General features: G+C 62.1%; 13 protein-coding genes. 8 read left to right on the top strand and 5 right to left on the bottom strand.

Annotated elements, in window-relative coordinates; all coding sequences use genetic code 11:
• Window positions 1-5: 5 nt before the first annotated feature.
• The 7 genes from lhpI (at window position 6) to ACP6KB_RS11700 (ending at window position 7,576) form a co-directional block, all read left to right on the top strand.
• Complete coding sequence (gene lhpI, locus ACP6KB_RS11730) at window positions 6-1,787, top strand: cis-3-hydroxy-L-proline dehydratase (RefSeq protein WP_442113882.1); 1,782 nt, start codon at window positions 6-8, stop codon at window positions 1,785-1,787.
• Entirely contained in the window at window positions 1,780-2,445 is a 666-nt protein-coding gene (locus ACP6KB_RS11725; protein ID WP_442113881.1) for an amino acid ABC transporter permease, read from the top strand. Before lhpI ends, ACP6KB_RS11725 begins: the two co-directional genes overlap by 8 nt.
• A 10-nt stretch (window positions 2,446-2,455) precedes the next feature.
• Window positions 2,456-3,106: an amino acid ABC transporter permease gene (locus tag ACP6KB_RS11720; protein ID WP_442113880.1), complete on the top strand. Its 651-nt coding sequence runs from the start codon at window positions 2,456-2,458 to the stop codon at window positions 3,104-3,106.
• The gene (locus tag ACP6KB_RS11715; RefSeq protein WP_442113879.1) at window positions 3,099-3,821 is read left to right on the top strand and encodes an amino acid ABC transporter ATP-binding protein; all 723 of its coding nucleotides are present in this window, start codon (window positions 3,099-3,101) and stop codon (window positions 3,819-3,821) included. Before ACP6KB_RS11720 ends, ACP6KB_RS11715 begins: the two co-directional genes overlap by 8 nt.
• Before the next feature lie 27 nt (window positions 3,822-3,848).
• Window positions 3,849-4,877 carry a trans-3-hydroxy-L-proline dehydratase gene (locus tag ACP6KB_RS11710; RefSeq protein WP_442113878.1) on the top strand — a complete coding sequence of 343 codons (1,029 nt, stop codon included), beginning with the start codon at window positions 3,849-3,851 and terminating at the stop codon, window positions 4,875-4,877.
• A 123-nt stretch (window positions 4,878-5,000) separates the two neighbouring features.
• Window positions 5,001-5,918 (top strand): dihydrodipicolinate synthase family protein, encoded by a 918-nt coding sequence (locus ACP6KB_RS11705; protein WP_442113877.1) that lies wholly within the window; start codon window positions 5,001-5,003, stop codon window positions 5,916-5,918.
• Window positions 5,919-5,995: 77 nt separating this feature from the next.
• A complete protein-coding gene (locus ACP6KB_RS11700; RefSeq protein ID WP_442113876.1) occupies window positions 5,996-7,576 on the top strand; it encodes an aldehyde dehydrogenase (NADP(+)) in 1,581 nt (526 codons plus the stop codon).
• Window positions 7,577-7,635: 59 nt separating this feature from the next.
• On the opposite strand, the gene ACP6KB_RS11695 is transcribed toward ACP6KB_RS11700, so the two are convergent.
• The gene (locus ACP6KB_RS11695; protein ID WP_442113875.1) at window positions 7,636-10,098 is read right to left on the bottom strand and encodes a UvrD-helicase domain-containing protein; all 2,463 of its coding nucleotides are present in this window, start codon (window positions 10,096-10,098) and stop codon (window positions 7,636-7,638) included.
• A 221-nt stretch (window positions 10,099-10,319) separates the two neighbouring features.
• Here ACP6KB_RS11695 and ACP6KB_RS11690 point away from each other — a divergent pair, with 221 nt between their 5' ends.
• Window positions 10,320-11,018, top strand: a complete 699-nt coding sequence (locus ACP6KB_RS11690) for a pirin family protein (protein ID WP_442113874.1) — start codon at window positions 10,320-10,322, stop codon at window positions 11,016-11,018.
• A gap of 67 nt (window positions 11,019-11,085) precedes the next feature.
• Here the strand turns inward: ACP6KB_RS11690 and pgm are convergent, their stop codons facing one another.
• The 4 genes from pgm to ACP6KB_RS11670 all read right to left on the bottom strand — a co-directional run bounded on the left by pgm (window position 11,086) and on the right by ACP6KB_RS11670 (window position 18,056).
• A complete protein-coding gene (gene pgm / locus ACP6KB_RS11685; RefSeq protein ID WP_442113873.1) occupies window positions 11,086-12,723 on the bottom strand; it encodes a phosphoglucomutase (alpha-D-glucose-1,6-bisphosphate-dependent) in 1,638 nt (545 codons plus the stop codon).
• Between the two features lie 95 nt (window positions 12,724-12,818).
• Window positions 12,819-15,080 (bottom strand): ATP-dependent DNA helicase, encoded by a 2,262-nt coding sequence (locus tag ACP6KB_RS11680; RefSeq protein ID WP_442113872.1) that lies wholly within the window; start codon window positions 15,078-15,080, stop codon window positions 12,819-12,821.
• Entirely contained in the window at window positions 15,077-16,729 is a 1,653-nt protein-coding gene (locus ACP6KB_RS11675) for a VRR-NUC domain-containing protein (protein ID WP_442113871.1), read from the bottom strand. The genes ACP6KB_RS11680 and ACP6KB_RS11675 overlap by 4 nt, the downstream gene beginning before the upstream one ends.
• Before the next feature lie 94 nt (window positions 16,730-16,823).
• A complete protein-coding gene (locus ACP6KB_RS11670) occupies window positions 16,824-18,056 on the bottom strand; it encodes an MFS transporter (protein WP_442113870.1) in 1,233 nt (410 codons plus the stop codon).
• Window positions 18,057-18,098: the final 42 nt, after the last annotated feature.

Here is an 18,098-nt window from a genome sequence, read left to right as displayed (position 1 = left end):
GCAGTATGACCAGCACTCCCAACCCCTTGACCGGGCGCAGCCTGGTCGAGGGCGCAGCCCAGGGCGAACTGCTGTTCGCCGACACCGGGTTGAGTTTCTGGGGCGGGGTCGACCCGTTCAGCGGCGAAGTGATCGACCGCCATCATCCCCTGAGCGGCCAGTGCATTGCCGGGCGCATACTGGCCATTCCCAGTGGACGCGGCTCCTGCACTGGCAGCAGCGTGATGATGGAGTTGATCAGCAATGGCCACGCACCCGCGGCACTGGTGCTGGCCGAAGCCGACGAGATTCTGACCCTCGGCGTGCTGGTCGCACAGGCACTGTTCCAGCGTTCCCTGCCGGTGCTGTGCATCGGCGAGGAGGCCTTTGCCGGGTTACCCCGCAAGGGGTATGCGCGGGTCGAAGGGCAGCATCTGAACCTGTACGCCCAGACGCCTGAACAACCCTGGCAGGCCTGCTCGCCGACACACGGCAACGCGCCGCGCAGCACCGGCCTCAGTCTCAGCGCGGACGATCAGGCATTGCTGGACGGTGACCATGGCCGGGCCGCACAGTTGGCGATGCAGATTGTGCTGCGCATGGCCGAGCTGCAAGGCGCCGAGCAGTTGCTCGACGTCAGTCAGGCGCACATCGACGGCTGCATCTACACCGGCCCCGCCAGCCTGCGTTTTGCCCAGCAGTTGCTGCAATGGGGGGCGAAGGTACGGGTACCGACCACGCTCAACGCCATCTCCGTCGATCAACGTCGCTGGCGCGAACTGGGAATTGACCCCGCGCTCGGTGAACCTGCCAGTGCCCTGGGCGATGCCTATATGGCCATGGGTGCACAACTGAGCTTTACCTGCGCCCCTTACCTGCTGGACAGTGCGCCGAAGCTGGGCGAACACGTGGTGTGGGCCGAATCCAATGCCGTGGTCTACGCCAACAGTGTGCTCGGTGCTCGCACACTCAAGTACCCCGACTACCTCGACATCTGCATCGCCCTCACCGGCCGTGCACCTCGCATCGGTTGCCATCTGGACAGCCAGCGCAAGGCGCAGTTGATTGTCGAGCTGCCGCCCCTGGGTACGCTGGACGACAGTTTCTACCCATTGCTCGGGTACCACATCGGCGCCCTGAGCGGCTGGCGAATTCCCCTGGTGCGCGGGCTGGAGCAGGCTCAACCGAGTCTGGACGACCTCAAAGCCTTCGGCGCCGCCTTTGCAACCACCTCTGCCGCGCCGCTTTTTCACATCGCCGGCGTCACCGCCGAAGCGTTGGACCCCACCCAGGTCGTTGAACCCGGGGTACCCCTGGCCAGCGAGCACCTGCAGTTGAGCGACCTGCTGCGCAGTTGGCGCGAACTCAACAGCGCCCGCGAATCACGTGTCGATGTAGTGTCGCTGGGCAACCCACACTTTTCCCTCAGCGAGTTCGCGACACTTGAGCGATTGTGCCGCAACCGCCACAAACACCCCGACGTCGTGCTGGCAATCACTTGCGGTCGCACCGTGCTCGAACAGGCACGCGCTGCCGGATACATCAGCGGACTTGAACGCTTCGGCGTGACCCTGGTGACCGACACCTGTTGGTGCATGCTGGGTGAACCGGTGATTCCGCCCGCTGCACGCACACTGATGACCAACTCCGGCAAATACGCTCACTACGGCCCTGGCCTGAGCGGGCGCGCAGTGCATTTCGCCAGCCTCGCCGAATGCGTCGCGTCGGCCTGCAGCGGTCAAGCCAGCGGCCGCTTGCCAAGCTGGTTGCAACCGGCCATCTGCAAGGAGAAAACCACGCATGTTTGACTACACCTTCCAGTGGCGCTCAGCCCTGCGCGCGTTGCCAGACATGCTGACTGGGGCCTGGGTAACCTTCGAAACCGCCGCGCTGTCGATGATTTTCGGGGTGCTGATTGCCCTGGCCCTGACTGTGATGCGCGCTGGCAAGCAACCGCTGCTGCGTGGCGTTGCCGATGCGTGGGTATCGATTGCGCGTAACACACCGTCGTTGTTCCAGATCTACATCCTGTACTTCGGCCTCGGTTCGATGGGCTTGCATGTCAGTTCATGGGTCGCCCTGCTGGCGGGAATCACCTTCAACAATGCGGGGTACCTGGCGGAGAACTTTCGTGGCGGCCTCAAAGCCGTGCCGGGAACGCAGATGCGTGCGGCGCGCTCGTTAGGCATGAGCGCCTTCCAGGCCTACCGGATGGTCATCATTCCGCAGTTGCTGCGGGTGGTGTTCTACCCACTGACTAATCAGATGGTCTGGGCAGTGCTGATGACTTCACTGGGGGTGATCGTAGGTCTGAACAACGACCTCACCGGGGTGACCCAGGACTACAACGTCAAGACGTTCCGCACCTTCGAATACTTCGCCCTGGCAGCAGCGCTGTACTACGTGATCGCCAAGGCAATTGTCGCGGTAGCCCGGCTGATGGCCTGGCGACTGTTCCGTTACTGAGGAGTTCGCCATGCTTTCGACCGGTTTTACCTGGAACGACTTGGTGTTCCTGCTCGACGGGGCCTGGGTCACGCTGCAGCTAACGTTCTGGGCCATCATGCTGGGCACCTTCGCCGGGCTGGTATTCGGCCTGGTGCGGGCGCTGTGGCCACGCACCAGCCTGCCGCTGGCATGGCTGCTGGATGTGTTTCGCAGCGTGCCATTGCTGATCCAGTTTGTGCTGTTCAACTCGTTCAAGAGCATCGTTGGGCTGAACCTCAGCGCCTTTACCGTCGGCTGCATCGTGCTCGGCGTGTACACCGCGGCCTACTTCACCGAAATCGTCCGTGGCGGAGTGCTGGCGGTGTCGTTGAGTGTGCGCCGGGCCAGCCGCTCACTGGGCATGAGCTACCTGCAAGACTTGCGCTGGATCGTCCTGCCGATGGCGACTCGGGTGGCCTTTCCGGGCTGGCTGAACCTGGTGCTAGGGGTCATGAAAGACACCGCACTGGTGATGTGGATCGGCATTGTTGAACTGCTGCGCGCCTCGCAAACCATCGTTACGCGGATTCAGGAACCCCTGCTGGTGCTGTGCATCGCGGGCCTCATTTACTACGTCATGAGCCTGGTGGTAGCCCGCCTGGGCGCCCGACTGGAAAGAAGGTGGCAGGAAAATGATTGAGATCGAGAACGTACACAAATCCTTCGGCAACCTCGAGGTGGTCAAGGGCGTGAGCCTCACCGTGGACAAAGGTGAAGTGGTGTCGATCATCGGCGGCTCGGGCTCAGGCAAGTCGACGTTGCTGATGTGCATCAACGGCCTGGAACCGATCCAGAAAGGCAGCATCCGGGTCGACGGCGTCGAGGTCCACCACCGTGCCACCGACCTCAACCGCTTGCGACAGAAAATCGGCATCGTGTTCCAGCAATGGAACGCCTTCCCGCACCTGACGGTGTTGGAAAACGTGATGCTTGCACCGCGCAAGGTCCTGGGCAAAAGCAAGGAACACGCCGAGGAGTTGGCGGTCAAGCAACTGACCCACGTTGGCCTGGGCGACAAACTCAAGACGTTTCCCGGCAAATTGTCTGGCGGTCAGCAGCAGCGTATGGCGATTGCCCGGGCGCTGGCGATGTCGCCGGACTACATGCTGTTCGACGAGGCCACCTCAGCGCTCGACCCGCAATTGGTCGGCGAAGTACTGGACACCATGCGCATGCTCGCCGAGGACGGCATGACCATGGTGCTGGTGACCCATGAAATACGTTTTGCCCGGGACGTGTCGGACCGCGTGGCGTTCTTCCGTAACGGCCTGGTGCATGAAATCGGCGCGCCGGATCAGGTCATTGGAAGCCCCTTGCAGCCGGAGACGGCGGCGTTCCTGAAATCGGTGAAATAAGCCACCACCCACAGCAGGAGTTCTTCAATGCGCTCATCGAAAATCATCCATGTCGTCAATTGCCATGCCGAAGGTGAAGTCGGCGACGTTATTGTCGGGGGCGTCGCCCCGCCGCCGGGCGCCACCGTCTGGGAACAGTCGCGCTGGATTGCCCGTGACGACAGCTTGCGCAACTTCGTCCTCAACGAGCCACGCGGTGGGGTGTTCCGCCACGTTAACCTGCTGGTGCCCGCCAAAGACCCACGGGCACAGATGGCCTGGATCATCATGGAGCCCGCCGACACCCCGCCGATGTCAGGCTCCAATTCACTGTGTGTGGCAACCGTGCTGCTCGACAGCGGTATCCTGCCCATGACCGAACCCGAAACCCGCCTGGTTCTCGAAGCGCCAGGCGGGCTGATCGAAGCTGTCGCTGAATGCCGCGATGGCAAGGTGCAACGGGTAGAAGTGAAAAACGTGCCGTCGTTCGCCGATCGCCTCGATGCCTGGATCGAAGTCGAAGGTTACGGCTCACTCAAGGTCGACACGGCCTACGGCGGCGACAGTTTTGTTATTGCCGATGCCCGTCAGCTGGGCTTTGCCATACGCCCCGACGAAGCCAGGGAGATCGTCGAGATCGGTCTGAAAATCACCCAGGCGGCCAACGAACAGTTGGGATTTCATCACCCCCTGAATCCGGACTGGTCGCACATTTCCTTTTGCCAGATAGCCGCCCCTATCGAGTACCAGAACGGTGTCGCCACGAGCACCAACGCGGTGGTCATCCGCCCCGGCAAGATCGACCGCTCCCCCTGCGGTACCGGTTGCTCGGCGCGCATGGCGGTGATGCAGGCCAAAGGCTTGCTGAAGGTCGGCGACCACTTCATCGGCCGCTCGATTATCGGCTCGACGTTTAACTGCCGCATCGAATCACAAACCGATATCGCCGGACGCCCGGCCATCTATCCGTGTATTTCCGGGCGTGCCTGGATCACCGGCACCCATCAATTGCTGCTCGATCCGAGCGATCCCTGGCCACAAGGCTACCGGCTGTCGGACACCTGGCCCGGCGCTTGAACGCTAACCCACTGATTTAAAACCAAACCCTTAAAACGAGTGGCAAACAGCGAAAAAACGGCTGGTCGAGTATTGTCACTTAAAATATCGTATACGAAATACAATAACCCACCGGAGAACAACATGAGCAAGTACATCAACTGGAGCGGTGTCTTTCCCGCAGTGACCACACAATTCAACGAAGACTTCTCGATTAACCTGGAGAAGACTCACGAGGTGATCTCCAACGTCATCCGCGACGGCGTCTCGGGGCTGGTCGTCTGCGGGTCGGTGGGCGAAAACACCTCGCTAAGCGCCGAAGAGAAAATTGCCGTCACCGAGGTCGCTGTCGATGCCTCGCGCGGCCGCGTCCCGGTGATCTGCGGCGTAGCGGAGTTCACCAGCGTGCAAGCGGCGAAAGTCGCCAACTCGGTACGCCAGGTGGGCGTAGACGGGGTAATGCTGATGCCGGCGCTGGTGTACGGCTCGAAACCGTTCGAGACCGCCGAGCATTTCCGCTACGTGGCCAAACACACCGACGTGCCACTGATGGTTTACAACAACCCGCCGATCTACAAGAACGACGTCACCCCGGACATCCTGATTTCCCTGGCTGACTGCGACAACGTGGTGTGCTTTAAAGATTCCTCCGGCGACACCCGCCGCTTCATCGACGTGCGTAATGAAGTGGGTGACCGCTTCGTGCTGTTCGCTGGCCTCGATGACGTGGTCCTGGAAAGCATTGCTGTCGGTGCGCAAGGCTGGGTCTCGGGCATGTCCAACGTGTTCCCCAAAGAGGGCGAAACAATCTTCCGCCTGGCCAAGGCCGGGCGCTTCGCCGAAGCCATGCCGATCTATGAATGGCTGATGCCGATCCTGCACCTGGACGCCCGTGCTGACCTGGTGCAATGCATCAAGCTGTGCGAAGCCATCGCCGGCCGCGGCAGCGCCTTGACCCGCCCACCGCGCCTGGCGCTGCCGGAAGCCGACCGAGTGTATGTCGAGCAGATCATGGCCAAAGCCCTGACCAACCGCCCGCAACTGCCGGATGTCGGCCTCTGAGTGAAGATCGGGCCGGTGCTCCCCGGTGGAGCCCGGCCGTTCGCTGGCCTGACCGCACCTTTGACCTGGAGCTTTGCATGCCGGACATCATCGGCCACAACTACATCGGTGGCGCGCGCAGCGCCGCCGGCACTGTCACCCTGTACAGTCACGACGCCAGCAGCGGTGAAGCATTGCCGTACCCCTTCTATCAAGCCACCCCTGGCGAAGTGGACGCTGCCGCGCAGGCCGCGGCACAGGCCTACCCGACGTTTCGCAACCTGTCGGCGGAGCGCCGAGCACACTTTCTTGAGGCCATCGCCGCACAACTGGACGCGCTGGGCAGCGATTTCATCGAGCTGGTAACCCGCGAAACCGCCCTGCCCAACGCACGCATTCTAGGTGAGCGTGGACGCACCAGCGGACAACTGCGCCTGTTCGCCCAGGTGCTGCGCCGTGGTGATTTTCTCGCGGCGCGGATCGACCGCGCCCAACCAGACCGACAGCCATTGCCGCGCGCCGACATTCGTCAGTATCGACTTGGCGTGGGGCCGGTGGCGGTATTCGGTGCAAGTAACTTCCCCCTGGCCTTTTCTACCGCTGGCGGCGACACCGCCGCCGCACTTGCCGCTGGCTGCCCAGTGGTGTTCAAGGCGCACAGCGGCCACATGGCCAGTGCCGAACAGGTTGCTGATGCAATTATCCGCGCCGCCGAACTGACCGGCATGCCCAAGGGCGTGTTCAACATGATCTACGGCGCGGGTGTCGGCGCAGCGTTGGTCAAGCACCCTGCAATCCAGGCGGTCGGCTTTACCGGCTCGCTCAAAGGCGGACGCGCGCTGTGTGACATGGCCGCCGCCCGGCCCCAGCCGATCCCGGTGTTCGCCGAGATGAGCAGCATCAACCCGGTCCTGCTGCTGCCCCAGGCACTGGCCCTGCGCGGTGAACGGATCGCCGCTGAATTGGCCGCTTCAGTGCTACTCGGCTGCGGGCAGTTCTGTACCAAACCGGGCTTGGTCATCGGTGTACGCTCGCCGGCCTTCAGTGCCTTCACCGTCCACTTGGCAGCACAGTTGGCCGAGCAACCGCCACAAACCATGCTCAATGCCCAGACCCTGGCCAGCTACCACAACGGCGTAACGGCATTGCTAGCTCATCCGGGCATCACCCACCTCAGCGGCCAGGCGCTACAACCGCGCCAGGCACAACCTCAATTATTGCGAGCCGATGCCAGCCTGTTGATCGAGGCCGACCCTGTGTTGCAGGAAGAGGTCTTCGGCCCGGCCACCGTGCTGGTGGAAGTGGCCGACCGCTACGAACTGCTTCAGGCACTCAACGGCCTGCACGGCCAGCTGACAGCAACATTGATTGGCGAACCCTCAGACCTGCAAAGCCACGCTGATGTGCTGCCGCTGCTGGAACAGAAAGTTGGCCGTGTGCTGTTCAACGGTTACCCGACAGGCGTCGAAGTCTGCGATGCGATGGTACATGGCGGGCCATACCCGGCCACTTCGGACGCGCGTGGGACCTCGGTCGGTAGCCTGGCGATCGAACGCTTTCTGCGCCCGGTGTGCTACCAGAATTGCCCGGATGAGCTGTTGCCCGAAGCCCTGCAGAACGCCAACCCGCTGGGCATCGCGCGCCTTGTCGATGGCCGTAGCAGCCGCGAATCACTGTAGCGTGTTTGCCCTGCGATGCGATGTGATAGCCACACTCCCATCGCAGGGCACGCCCACGCCTAGCGCCCGTCCTCGAAAAACACCTTGCGCCCATCGACCTGGCTCGAAGCCCGCGGCAGGTTGGCTGCCTCCCCCGTGGGGTTCTCCACATACCAGTAGCAATGCCTGGCCGCACGGGTAATCGCCACATACGCCAGACGCAGTACTTCATCTTTCTGGGCGGTGTCGAACGCCAGCGGATCACCGGCGCGGCCCAGCCCGGCCTGACGATAGACCTGGTTCTTGTAGGGTGAGCTGGTCAGGTGCTGGCAATCGCCGAGCATGAACACCGCGTCGGCCTGCAGTCCCTTGGCACTGTGGTAGGTCAATTGGCGGAACCGCCGCTGATCCGCAGGCAGCCCGGCCTCGTGATTGACCAATGGCTTGATATGCTCTGATATCAATAACTTATCGCTACTTTTTCGAAACAACATCATCACGGTTTCACCGCGTCGATAGTGTTCCATCAGCGTTTGCGCCAACGCCGCTTCGTCGCGTTCAAGCACTTTGACCGGCAGCGGTTGCTCCGCCGCCGGGCCACAGGCCTTGGCCTTCTTGCCTGTGATCGCAGGCGCCGGCTTCACGATATGTTCGGCCGCATCGATGATGTATTGGTGACTGCGGTAGTTGTCCGCCAGCATCACCCGGGTGTTGCTTGGCGCGGGGAACTCCTTGGTGAACTCCATGAAGTACTTCGGTGAACTGCCACGCCAGCCATAGATCGACTGCCAGTCATCGCCGACGCACAGCAGCGAAGAATGCTGGGCCACACGCCCGACGTTCATGGCCGGGCCACGCCTGCGGATTTCCCGCAGGCAGGCGCGCAGCCAGGAGACGATCTGCGGTGAGACATCCTGGAATTCGTCGATCATCAAGTGCGCCAGCGGCCGCAACAGCGGGTCTGGCAGCAGGCGCAGGTTCTCCGGGTTGTTTTCACCGAACAGGGCGAACATGCGGTTGTAGCTCATGATCGGTGGCGACTGAGCGAGCAAGTGCGCTTCCAACGCCTTCCAGTACAGTGCCAGGGCTTCGAAGAACGCCGCATCGCTGTCGCCTGGCGGGAAGCTCATGGCGCCGACGGCTGGGTTTACATCAAGCCCGAGGTTCTCGATAAAGCCAGCTGCGCCGACAAAGGCATCGAGTAACGGCACTGCCGAGAGCTCTCCCTTGACCTTGTAATCAAAGCCTGGCCCGGCGACCGCATCGCCTGCCAATGAGGCGGTCAAGCGCTTGGCGGCGGCATAGTTTTCCAACCAAATCACAGGCTTATCGCAGAAAGCTTGAAACAGGGTGCGTTTGATCACCCACTCCGCCCAGACCGGCAACTTGGCCCCGGGGCGCTTGTACTGCTGGTTTTCACCCGGATCGAAACCCAGTACCACCCAGGCATCGAGTTCGGCGATGTGGCCGTGGAAATGGAAGCGGCTGCCATTGATCTCGACCGTTTCGCGGCTTGGCTCGATGCCCTTGATCGGCCAGGCACCGGCGGCAAACCAGAGGTCTTCCAGAGTGTCGCACAGCTCTTCGTCACGGCTGGCCGAGAGCTGGGTCACGGCGACACGCTTCTGCACGTCCGGGTGATCGCGATCGAGTGCCTTGAGCTGCACCGCCTCACGGCGCAAGCCCGCAATCAGTTCGGCAAAGCGCGGGCTGCTGTTGAGCAGGTCGCGGTAACACAGGTTGAGCTGCTGACGCTGGGCGTCGTTGATGCGCAAATCAAAAGGGTTGCTCTCGGCATTGGCTTCGCTGCCACCGGGCAGGTCACTGCCCAGGGTCTCGAACGCCCGCACCTGGTTGAAGCCCGGCAGGCTGCGCACCAGCGGCAGAATCCGTGAATGGAAGGTGCGCACCAGCTCACGGGCCTGGGCAGGATTGAGCGCCACTTGCCACAGGCTGAATACCTGCAACAGCCGGGCGATAAAGTCTTTGCGCGACTCACGGGTGAAGGTCACCACGGTCATGGCGTCCAGCTCGTACCCCAGGTAATGGCGCAGCAGCAGGATACGCAGCACCAGCGAGGTCGACTTGCCAGCCCCTGCCCCGGCAATCACACAGGTAGACGGCGTATCACTGAAGATCATCTTCCACTGCGCCGCGCTGGGCTGCGCCTGCGCCGGCAAGCGCAAGGCGACGTCAGCCTTGAAACGCTTTTTCAATTCGGCCGTCAACGGCAGCCGCCAGTCGTCAAACAAGCCGTTGTCCTGCCCCGGCACACCGTGGCCATCAGGGCGCGTGTCACGGATGACCAAGACCTGGCGCCCGGCTTCATAGCCGTCTACCCGCCCTTCTTCGTAACCTTCACGCACACCATCGGCGTGGCCGGTGCGCTGACCGCTGGCGTGCCCCTGAAACCATGAGTCACGGTGCTGTGCCTGCAGCCGGCTCAAACCACGGCCAAGCAGGCGCGCGGCCAGGCGTCTGATCCAGGGCAGTTGTGCAGGTGGAGTCAACTCCGGGGGTAGCTTGGGACGCTGTTCAGACACACCTACTCCAAAACGAAAAAACCTGCGCCCATGTTCGCTCCATCGAAGAAAAATCACCAGCTGAATGCTTGCAGATCAGCTAATTAGACGATGAAGCGCACAAATCACCCCAACTTAATACATCAACAAATCAGATTAAAATCAGCCGAAATTTACGCTTATTTTCGATAATGATTTCAGCGATCATCCTCCCATCAACTGAATCACCAGGAGAGCCCATCATGCTGCAACTGCGCCCTTTCAAGAGCCTTGGCCATGCCAACCATGGTTGGCTCGATGCCCATCACCATTTCTCCTTTGCCGAATACTACGACCCGCAACGGATGCATTGGGGCAACCTGCGGGTCTGGAACGACGACTTGATCGCTGCCGGCAGTGGCTTCCCGCCACACCCGCACCGCGACATGGAAATCATCACTTATGTGCGTGAAGGCGCCATCAGCCATCAGGACAACCTGGGCAACAAGGGCCGCACCGAGGCCGGTGATGTACAGGTCATGAGTGCAGGCACCGGCATCACCCACAGTGAATACAACCTGGAAAAGGTCGATACGCGGATTTTCCAGATCTGGATCGTGCCTGAGCGCGTCGGACAAGCGCCGTCGTGGGGTTCGCGGCCTTTTCCCAAAGGCGAGCGTGGCGAAGGTTTCGTGACCCTGGCCAGCGGTCGTGAGGGCGATGAAGACAGCCTGCGCATCCGCGCCGATGCCCGCCTGGTGGCGGCGACCTTGCAGGCCGGTGAAAGCGCCGAGTACCGCTTTGAAGCCGGGCGCCGTGGTTATCTGGTGCCGGCCAAAGGCCTGATCGAAGTCAACGGTGTCCGGGTTGAAGCCCGCGATGGCTTGGCGATTGAGGATGAGCAGGTGCTCACGGTGACTGCGCTGCAAGACAGTGAGATTGTTTTGGTTGATGTAGCCTGATTGATCGCGGGGCAAGCCCGCTCCTACCGGGTAGGAGCGGGCTTGCCCCGCGATTCATTTCAGCTGATCAAGCAATCGCTGCATCCACCAACGCCTGGGCTTCAGCCACCAGACGCTGCAGGTGCGCTTCGTCAACGAAGCTCTCTGCGTAGATCTTGTAGATATCCTCAGTGCCCGAAGGCCGCGCCGCGAACCAGCCGTTGGCGGTCATCACCTTCAACCCACCAATCGCCTGGTTGTTGCCCGGCGCATGGCTGAGGATCTGCTCGATCGGCTCACCAGCCAACTCGGTCGACTTAACCTGCTCCGGTGCCAGCTTGCTGAGCAACGCCTTCTGTTGCGCATTGGCCTTGGCCTCGACACGGGTAGCAAAAGGCTCGCCCAACGCAGCGGTCAGTTCGGCATACGCCTGGCTCGGATCGCGACCGGTACGGGCAGTGATCTCCGCCGCCAGCAGTGCCGGAATCAGGCCGTCTTTGTCGGTGGTCCAGACACTGCCATCTTTGCGCAGGAACGAAGCACCGGCGCTTTCCTCACCGCCAAAGCCCAGGCTGCCGTCGAACAAACCATCGGCGAAGAACTTGAAGCCGACCGGCACTTCATACAAACGCCGCCCCAGGCGCGCGGTGACGCGGTCGATCAGGCCACTGCTGACCACGGTCTTGCCGACCGCAGCATCAGTGCGCCACTGTGGACGGTGCTGGAACAGGTAGTCGATCGCCACCGCCAGGTAGTTGTTCGGTGCCAACAGGCCATTCGGGGTGACGATGCCGTGGCGGTCGTGGTCCGGGTCGCAGGCGAAGGCCACGTCAAAGCGCTCACGCAGGCCAATCAGGCCCTGCATGGCATACGGCGAGGATGGGTCCATGCGGATCTGGCCATCCCAATCGACGCTCATGAAGCGGAAGGTCGGATCGACCTCGGTGTTGACCACTTCCAGGTTCAATTTGTAGTGCTCGGCAATCGCCGACCAGTAGCGCACGCCCGCGCCGCCCAACGGATCAACACCCAGGCGCAGGTTGGCGCTGCGGATCACGTCGAAGTCGATGACGTTTTCCAGGTCGGCAACATAGCTGCTGACGTAGTCATGACGGTGCGTGGTACTGGCCTGCAGGGCCTGCTCGTGGGCCATGTACTTGACGCCTTCAAGGCCGGCAGCCAGCAGTTCGTTGGCCTTGGTCTCGATCCACTTGGTCACGTCGCTGTCGGCCGGGCCACCATTGGGCGGGTTGTACTTGAAACCACCGCTTTGCGGCGGGTTGTGCGACGGGGTAATGACAATGCCGTCGGCCAGGCCGCTGCTTCGCCCGCAGTTGTAGCAGATGATCGCGTGGGACACTGCCGGGGTCGGGGTGTACTCGTCGTCTTTGGACAGCATCACTTCAACACCGTTGGCCGCCAGCACCTGCAAGGCACTAGCCGCCGCCGGGGTGGACAGCGCGTGGGTGTCAGCGCCGATGAACAGCGGACCGTCGATACCCTTGGTCTGACGGTACAGGCAGATAGCCTGGCTGATCGCCAACACATGATGCTCGTTGAAACTCAGGTCCAGCGAACTGCCCCGGTGCCCGGAGGTGCCGAACGCGACGCGCTGACTGGCAACGCTGGCGTCAGGTTGGCCGGTGTAATAGGCGGTCAACAGGCGCGGAATGTCTACCAGCACGGAGGCTGGCGCCGGTTTGCCTGCCAAAGGACTGAGCTTCATGCAAAACCTCAAGAAAGGATGTTCAGGGTAATCAAAACACGCAGTTTACTGGCACTTTGACAAGCACGCGACGTCAATGCTCCACCACGCCGCGATTATTTCTGCTGCGTGGCCCACCAGGCCGGAAACATCCCTTGCACCCGCGGCTCGGCAAAGCGGTCGTCGATCAGCATTACCATACCCCTGTCGTCGGCGCCGCGAATCACCCGGCCAGCGGCCTGAATGACTTTCTGCACGCCGGGGTACAGGTAGGTGTAGTCAAATCCGGCAGCAAACAGCTGGTGCATACGCTGCTTGATCTGCTCGTTCACCGGGTTGACCTGCGGCAGCCCCAGGGTCGCGACAAAAGCACCGATCAGGCGCGTGCCTGGCAGATCGACGCCTTCGGCAAAGGCACCGCCCAGCACCGCGAAACCAACCCCGCAACCCAAAGGTTGAAAGCGTTGCAAAAACGCCTGGCGCTGCGGCTCATCCATGCCGGGCGTCTGACGCCACTGCGGTATCAGCGGGTAGTCACGTTCAAGCGCATCGGCCACCTGCTGCAGGTATTCGAAGCTGCTGAAAAACGCAAGGTAGTTGCCGGGCTCGGCGGTGTATTGCCGGGCAATAAGCTCAGTGATCGGTGCCACTGAGGCGGCGCGGTGTTGAAAGCGCGTCGACACATCGCTGACCACCTGCACGCACAATTGCTCCGCAGCAAAGGGCGACGCCACCTCCAACCAGGCGGTGTCGGTTGGCATCCCCAGCAGGTCAGCGTAATAGCGCCTGGGGCTCAAGGTTGCAGAAAACAGCGTGACGCTGACTGCATTGCGCATGCGCGGCGCAATCTGCGCGGCGGGCACCACATTGCGCAGGCACAGGGTCGACAGACTGCGTTTGCCAGGCCCGGCGCGCTTGCTGATGTCGAACAGAAAGTGCTCATCGAATAACTCACTGACGCGGATGAACTGCAGCGCATCAAAGAAAAACTGCAACAGCGCTGGCGCAAGCCCGACCGGGTGCTGGTTAAGTTGCTCCTGGATCAGCCCGACACACTGCTGCAAGGCCTTGAGGAACGCCTCAGGCAAGCCGTCGGCGACCCGGTAAGGTGCGAGCTGCGCATTGTGCAGGGCATTCCATTGCCGATTCAGGCGGTCCAGGGCGCTGCCCATGCCGGCCGGCTTGCTGCGCCGCAACGCCTGCAACTGCCATTGATCGAGGCTGGCGCTGTACATCTGCCGCGCCCGCTCGACCAGGTTGTGGGCTTCGTCTACCAACACTGCCACGCGCCATTGGTTGACCTGAGTAAGGCCATGCAGCAAGGCGCTCTGGTCAAAGTAATAGTTGTAGTCGGCCACCAGCACATCGACCCAACGCGCCATCTCCTGCCCCAGGTAATACGGGCAGACCTGATGCGCCAGGGCGACCTCACGCAAGGCGGCCTTGTCGAGCAGGGTCAGCGCCTGAGCGGCCTGGCGCGCGGCGGGCAAACGATCGTAGAACCCTTTGGCCAACGGGCAGGCTTCGCCATGACAGGCTGCGTCCGGATGCTCGCAGGCCTTGTCGCGCGCCACCAACTCCAGGCTGCGCAAGGCCAGCTCAGGCGCCGTGCGCTGCACCTGTTGCAACGCTTCCAGCGCCAGCGCCCGCCCTGGGGTTTTCGCGGTAAGGAAGAAAATCTTGTCCAGGCGCTGCGGCACCATGGCCTTGAGCAACGGAAACACGGTACCCAAGGTTTTGCCAATGCCGGTGGTGGCCTGGGTCATCAGGCAACGCCCGGTGCTGACGGCCTTGTACACGGTTTCGGCCAGATCGCGCTGACCCAGGCGCATCTGACCATAGGGAAAGGCCAGCGCCTTGAGCCCGGCGTCGCGCAGGGCAATGCGCTGCAGTTGCTGTTCAGCCCAGTGCAGAAAAATCCGGCACTGGCTGTTGAAGAACGCTTCGAGTGTTGCCGCGCTGCAGCGCTGTTCAATCAGGGTCTGGGTGTCACTGTCGACATCCAGGTACACCAGCGCCAGGTTGATCTCGACCAACTGCCGCTGCTGGCAAAGCAACCAGCCGTAGACTTTGGCCTGGGCCCAGTGCAACTGGCGGTGATTATCAGGCTGGCGCGCCAGGTCGCCCCGGTAGGTTTTGATCTCTTCCAGGCGATTGAGCTGCGGGTCGTAGCCATCGGCGCGGCCGCGCACCTGCAAGGCGCCGAACTGCCCTTCCAGGCTGACTTCCGCTTCATACTCCGGCCCACGCCGGGCAACCACCCGTTGATGGCCGCTGATGCCCTCCTGGGCGGTGGGCGACGGGGTAAAGCGCAAGTCCAGGTCGCCCGCTTTGGCGCTGAACTCGCATAACGCCCGAACCGCAACGCGATAACTCATGGCGCCGGGGTAATCCAGCTTACATGACAGACCTCGACCGGCAGCCCGTGGCTGGCACAGAAGTCGATCCAGCGCAGTTGGTTATCCTGCAGGCGATCCCCTGGCCCTTTGACCTCGATCATCCGATAGCGCTGCTGTTCGGGCCAAAACTGGATCAGGTCGGGCATACCGGCGCGGTTGCTCTGGATGTCTTCGAGCAAGCGTTTGAAGCACTGCTTGAGGTGTTCGGCGGGCAGGCAGGCCAGGGCTTGATCGAGCAAGGTTTCGCTGAGCACCTGCCAGTATACGAACGGCGACTGCAGCCCCTGCTTGCTGACGAAATGGCGGCGGATGGTCTGTTGGTAGCGGCCATCGTCGAGCTGCGCCAGGCAGTCGTCGAACAGCTCGCTGCGGCGCGTCTGGAACTCGGGATCGTGCAGGTCCTGGGGAGCGCTCTGGAACGGGTGGAAAAAGGCACCCGCAACCGGAGCAAAGATCGCCTCCCAACACAACAGGCCAAACAGGCTGTTGAACAGGGTGTTTTCAACGTAATGCACCTGCCCACCCTGCTGCTCCAGGTGCAACTGCACGGCCTGTTCCACCCCTAACGCCGCTTGCTCGGCCGGCAACTGCAGGTCGATCAGGCCCGTTACGGCTTTGCTGCGCCGCGCTTGTGCAGGCCCACCCAACTTGCGCTGCAGACGCGGCAGCATGCGCGCCAGGGCCTGGACTTCGATCGGGCCGGGAGTACTCTGCGCAACCTGCTGGGCCAGGGCATGGGCCTGCTCCCACTGCTCACTGCGTTCAAGCACGCGTATGCGGCGAATCCTCGTTTGCGGGTGATCGCTGCTCAGGTAAACCTGCAACGCCAGCTGCCACTCGCCGAGGCGCTCGCAATACTGGCCGAGCTGGAACAGCAGTCGCGAACGACGACGCATCAGCCACGGGTTGTCGCTGTGCAGCGCCTCGACCTGAGCCAGCACCTGCAACACCGGCGCGCCCTGCTCCAGCAGCTCGGCGCAATGGTGCAGCAGCAACGCCAGGTCAACGTCGGCCCGTTGACGCAAGGCCCGCGATTGATCGCTGAAGGCCACCTGCTCATAGCGCAGCACGCCGAGGTCGGCCAGCACGAACTCCGACCAGTCCTGATACAGGTTGCCAAAAAACAACAGGCGAAAGCGGTCGCACAATGCTTGCAACTGCAGAGTGACAATCGGCTCGGCAAACCCCGGCAACCAGGCGTTCCAGGGTTGCGACGGTAGCTCAAGCGCCTGCAGTTCAGCGAAAAGCTCGCGCTTGGCCGCCTTCGGCCGCTGCAGTTGCGCGGCAAAACCACTGGCGATTTCGTCCTTGCGCAACACCTGAAACAGCTGCTCCAGGCTCAAGGGGCTGTCGTCAGTGACCCAGCCGCGTTCCAGCAAGGGTTGCAACGCTGGCAGCGGCGCGCCGATTTCCGCGTAGCTGAGCTTACTGGGGCGGAACAACTGGCCCTTGCGCATCACCATCCGCACCAACAACGCCCGTGAGGCGCGCGGCTGTTGCAGAAACTGCTGGATAAAGGCCTGCTCGCCATCGTCGAGCAGGTCGTCATAACGCAGCGCGATCCACTGCAGCACTTGCTCGAAGTTGTGCAGGTAGTAGAACGGGTCGTCAACAGAGTGGGCAATCACGGCAGGCTACTGACAGCTATCAATGGCACTGGTTATACATACAGATCCACCCTGTTGGCAACCGCCGCGCCGGGCCTTCGTCGGATTCCCGCGCTCAGGACAGCTCTGTCGGGGCCGTTTCCTTGACCCGCGCGCTGGCCGGGGCGGTCTCGCGCAGGCTGGCCGCCACCACCAATCCGAGCACTGCGCCGGTCAGTGCAAGGTACAAGGTCTTTTCAATGCCGTAATGCTGGGCAATGTAGCCCGCCAGCGCCGGTGCCACACCGCCACCGAAGACCTCACCAATACCCACCACCAGGCCGGTAGCCGTGGAAAGCAGGGCCGGCGGCACCGACTCGCTGGTCAGCGGGCCGACGATCATGCAGATCATGCTGAAGTTGAAAAAGGTGGTGGCGAACAGCAGCAGGAACAGCTTCATCGGTTCGGCACCGGTGTGGATCATCAGCCACAGTGCACCGGCGGTGGCCACACAAGAAATCAACGCCACCGGCTTGCGTCCCAGGCGGTCGGACAAGGTCGGCATCAGCAACATGCCGCAGAAGCCGCCGAAACCAATGGCCGACATGACAAAGCCCATTTGCTGCATGCCCAGTTGCAGGTAGTCGGTCAGGTAATTGGGCAGCATCACCGAGCTGACGAACAGGCACGTCAGCATGCAGAACATCCCGGCCAGGTTGAGCTGGACGTTGCGGTAGCGCAGTACCGCACGCCAGTCTGCACCGATACCGTGGCCAGCGTCCTTCACCGCCCCCTCGGTGATCGGCTCGCGCAGCACCTTGTACAGCGCCCAGGCGAGGAAGAAACCCGGCACCGACACCAACACGAAGACCCAGCGCCACGACGGTACGACCAACAGCAGCTGGGTAGCGATAATCGGTGCCAGGCCCAGCCCCAGCAGCGGGAAGAACGCCTGCTGGATGCCAATGTTCATGCCCAGCCTCGACGGGTGCGAAGCCTCGGCCGTGGCGGCAATGGAAGTTGGCGTGAACGCCCCTTCAGCCACCCCCATCACCGCACGAATCAGCAGCAGCGCGCCGACACCGGTGGCCAGTCCGGAAAAACCGGCCAGCAAGGAAAACAGAATGACCGAGGGGATGATGATCTTGCGCCGGCCGATACGGTCTGACAGGCGTCCCATGAAGATCGAAGAAAGCCCCCAGGCCAACGCCAGGGCAGCGGAAATGTTGCCCAGGTCCTGATAGTCCAGGCCCAAGTCACGCATCATCACCGGGTACAGCGGCAAGATGATGAAGCGGTCCAGGCCCACCAGGCCAAAACCAATGGCCAATAACGCTACAGCCTTCCATTCGTACTGTTTATCGAACATACAGGTACTCCTCTGCCGCCATGGGCATGGATGGGATTAACG

It is taken from the genome of Pseudomonas sp. NUPR-001 (genome assembly GCF_052147955.1).
Taxonomy (GTDB): Bacteria; Pseudomonadota; Gammaproteobacteria; order Pseudomonadales; family Pseudomonadaceae; genus Aquipseudomonas.
Note: the sequence above shows the minus strand (reverse complement) of the source record. Positions and strands in the feature narration are given on the sequence as shown.

Coding starts and splice junctions, on each gene's coding strand:
- ACP6KB_RS11690 (WP_442113874.1), top strand. CDS start 10,320: ATGCTGCAACTGCGCCCTTTCAAGAGCCTTGGCCATGCCAACCATGGT.
- ACP6KB_RS11725 (WP_442113881.1), top strand. CDS start 1,780: ATGTTTGACTACACCTTCCAGTGGCGCTCAGCCCTGCGCGCGTTGCCA.
- ACP6KB_RS11700 (WP_442113876.1), top strand. CDS start 5,996: ATGCCGGACATCATCGGCCACAACTACATCGGTGGCGCGCGCAGCGCC.
- ACP6KB_RS11680 (WP_442113872.1), bottom strand. CDS start 15,080: ATGAGTTATCGCGTTGCGGTTCGGGCGTTATGCGAGTTCAGCGCCAAA.
- pgm (WP_442113873.1), bottom strand. CDS start 12,723: ATGAAGCTCAGTCCTTTGGCAGGCAAACCGGCGCCAGCCTCCGTGCTG.
- ACP6KB_RS11710 (WP_442113878.1), top strand. CDS start 3,849: ATGCGCTCATCGAAAATCATCCATGTCGTCAATTGCCATGCCGAAGGT.
- ACP6KB_RS11715 (WP_442113879.1), top strand. CDS start 3,099: ATGATTGAGATCGAGAACGTACACAAATCCTTCGGCAACCTCGAGGTG.
- ACP6KB_RS11670 (WP_442113870.1), bottom strand. CDS start 18,056: ATGTTCGATAAACAGTACGAATGGAAGGCTGTAGCGTTATTGGCCATT.
- ACP6KB_RS11720 (WP_442113880.1), top strand. CDS start 2,456: ATGCTTTCGACCGGTTTTACCTGGAACGACTTGGTGTTCCTGCTCGAC.
- ACP6KB_RS11705 (WP_442113877.1), top strand. CDS start 5,001: ATGAGCAAGTACATCAACTGGAGCGGTGTCTTTCCCGCAGTGACCACA.
- lhpI (WP_442113882.1), top strand. CDS start 6: ATGACCAGCACTCCCAACCCCTTGACCGGGCGCAGCCTGGTCGAGGGC.